The sequence below is a fragment of the Phaeovulum sp. genome, assembly GCF_041596715.1.
GTDB lineage: Bacteria > Pseudomonadota > Alphaproteobacteria > Rhodobacterales > Rhodobacteraceae > UBA6213.
The window spans coordinates 1-2,352 of record NZ_JBFHIA010000346.1; the positions used below are offsets into that span (position 1 = coordinate 1).

A 2,352-nucleotide genomic window follows, 5' to 3' on the forward strand; every position below is an offset into this window, starting at 1 on the left:
CAACGGGCACCTGTGGAACGTAATGATCACCTACCACGGCGTCTTGATGATGTTCTTCGTGGTGATCCCCGCGCTGTTCGGCGGCTTTGGCAACTATTTCATGCCGTTGCAGATCGGCGCCCCGGACATGGCCTTTCCGCGTCTGAACAACCTCAGCTTCTGGCTGTATGTCGCGGGCGTCAGCCTTGGCGTCGCCTCCTTGCTCAGCCCCGGCTCTGCTGACGGGCAGCTTGGCACCGGCGTGGGTTGGGTGCTTTACCCGCCACTTTCGACGCAGAACTCCGACACGATCGCCATGGACCTTGCGATTTTCGCGGTCCACCTGTCGGGTGCCAGCTCGATTCTTGGCGCGATCAACATGATCACCACATTCCTCAACATGCGCGCGCCGGGTATGACCCTGCACAAGGTGCCGCTGTTCCCTTGGTCAATCTTCGTGACCGCATGGCTGATTCTGCTGGCGCTGCCGGTGCTTGCGGGTGCGATCACCATGCTTTTGATGGACCGCAACTTCGGCACGACCTTCTTTGACCCGGCCGGCGGTGGCGACCCGATTCTCTATCAGCACATCCTGTGGTTCTTCGGGCACCCCGAGGTCTACATCATCATCATTCCGGGTTTCGGCATCATCAGCCACATCATCCCGACCTTCGCGCGCAAGCCGATTTTCGGCTATCTGCCGATGGTCTATGCGATGGTCTCGATCGGCGTGCTGGGCTTCGTCGTCTGGGCGCACCATATGTACACCGTGGGCATGAGCCTGACCCAGCAGAGTTACTTCATGCTGGCCACGATGGTGATCGCGGTGCCAACGGGTGTGAAGGTGTTCAGCTGGATCGCCACAATGTGGGGCGGCTCGATCGAGTTCAAGACGCCGATGCTCTGGGCTTTCGGCTTCCTGTTCCTGTTCACTGTCGGTGGCGTGACCGGCGTGGTGCTAAGCCAAGCGCCGCTCGACCGGGTGTATCATGACACCTATTACGTGGTGGCGCACTTCCACTACGTGATGAGCCTTGGCGCGGCATTCGCGATCTTTGCGGGCATCTACTACTGGATTGGCAAGATGTCCGGTCGCCAGTATCCGGAATGGGCAGGCAAGCTGCATTTCTGGGCGATGTTCATCGGCTCGAACCTGATTTTCTTTCCGCAGCACTTCCTTGGCCGTCAGGGTATGCCGCGGCGGATCATCGACTACCCCGATGCCTTCGCCTACTGGAACTACGTCTCGTCCATCGGCGCGTTCATCAGCTTCGCCTCCTTTGTCTTCTTCCTTGGTGTCGTGTTCTACACGCTGCGCTACGGCAAACGCGTGACCGAGAACAACTACTGGAACGAATACGCGGATTCGCTGGAATGGACCCTGCCCTGCCCACCGCCCGAACACACGTTCGAGCAGTTGCCCAAGCGCGAGGACTGGGACCACTCTCACGCGCATTGAGGCCCTTGGATGCCCTATCTATGGGTGCATGAGAATGACGCGGCCCCGGATCGTTCCGGGGCCGTTTTTACACGCCGTTGGCGGCTCACGCTTTGGCCACAACGATCGACGGGTCCGCGCGGATTGGCGATATTCGTGGGGCTGACCGCGGCCTTGCTGGGGGTGCCGATGTTCGCGCTGCTCGGCTCGCCCGCGCTTTGGGTATTGCTGGCATTCGCGGTGGCGGCACTGGCCGGGTTGATATTGGCGCTGAGGCTTGTCCAGCGCCAAGGCATGGTGCGCGAAGATCTGGTCTTGGGCGACGAAAGCCTTACGTTGGAGCGGCGGCGCAAGGGTGCCGAGCCGCTTTATTGGCAGGCCAACCCGCATTGGGTATGCCCAAGGCTTTACCCCTCGGGCGGGCCTGTGCCAGCCTACCTGACCCTGCAAGGCGGTGGGCGCGAGGTGGAATTGGGTGCGTTTCTGACACCAGAAGAGCGCGAGCGGCTTTATGGCGAACTTTGCGCAGCGCTGAACGCCGCGCCCTCTAGCCCAGCCGCGCCTTGACCAAGGGGCCGACGCTGCCAAAGTCCATCTGGCCCGTATAGCGCGCCTTCAATTCCGCCATCACGCGGCCAATGTCGCGTATGCCGGTCGCGCCGGTTGCAAGCACCGCCGCCTCTATAGCGGCTTCGGTTTCCTCAGCCGTCATCTGGCGGGGCAGAAACTCTTCGATCACCTTGATCTCGGCAGCTTCCTTTTCGGCCAGTTCCAGCCGCCCGCCCTCTTCATAGGCGCGCATGCTTTCGTTTCGCTGCTTGATCATTCGCGCCATGATGCCAAGAATCTCGGCATCGCCCACGGTGCCGCCGTCGGGTTCGCCGCGCGCTGCAATCTCGCGGTCCTTGATGGCGGCGTTGATGAGGCGCAGCGTC

At 61.4% G+C, this 2,352-nt stretch carries 3 protein-coding genes; 2 read left to right on the forward strand and 1 reads right to left on the reverse strand.

From position 1 onward, the window contains the following. Nucleotides 1–1,438 (forward strand): cytochrome c oxidase subunit 1 (locus ABY403_RS15780; protein WP_372841768.1); only part of this gene is annotated, 1,438 nt, incomplete at its 5' end. A gap of 9 nt (nt 1,439–1,447) precedes the next feature. Further along, nucleotides 1,448–1,984 carry a DUF2244 domain-containing protein gene (locus ABY403_RS15785; RefSeq protein WP_372841769.1) on the forward strand — a complete coding sequence of 179 codons (537 nt, stop codon included), beginning with the start codon at nt 1,448–1,450 and terminating at the stop codon, nt 1,982–1,984. On the opposite strand, the gene ABY403_RS15790 is transcribed toward ABY403_RS15785, so the two are convergent. Beyond that, the coding region (locus ABY403_RS15790; protein WP_372841770.1) for a GatB/YqeY domain-containing protein at nt 1,965–2,352 on the reverse strand (388 nt) is incomplete at its 5' end. The two genes, ABY403_RS15785 and ABY403_RS15790, sit on opposite strands and share 20 nt — an antisense overlap.

Bases quoted from the DNA above. Each gene is read 5' to 3' on its own strand.
- ABY403_RS15785 (WP_372841769.1), top strand. From the start codon at position 1,448: ATGCCCTATCTATGGGTGCATGAGAATGACGCGGCCCCGGATCGTTCC.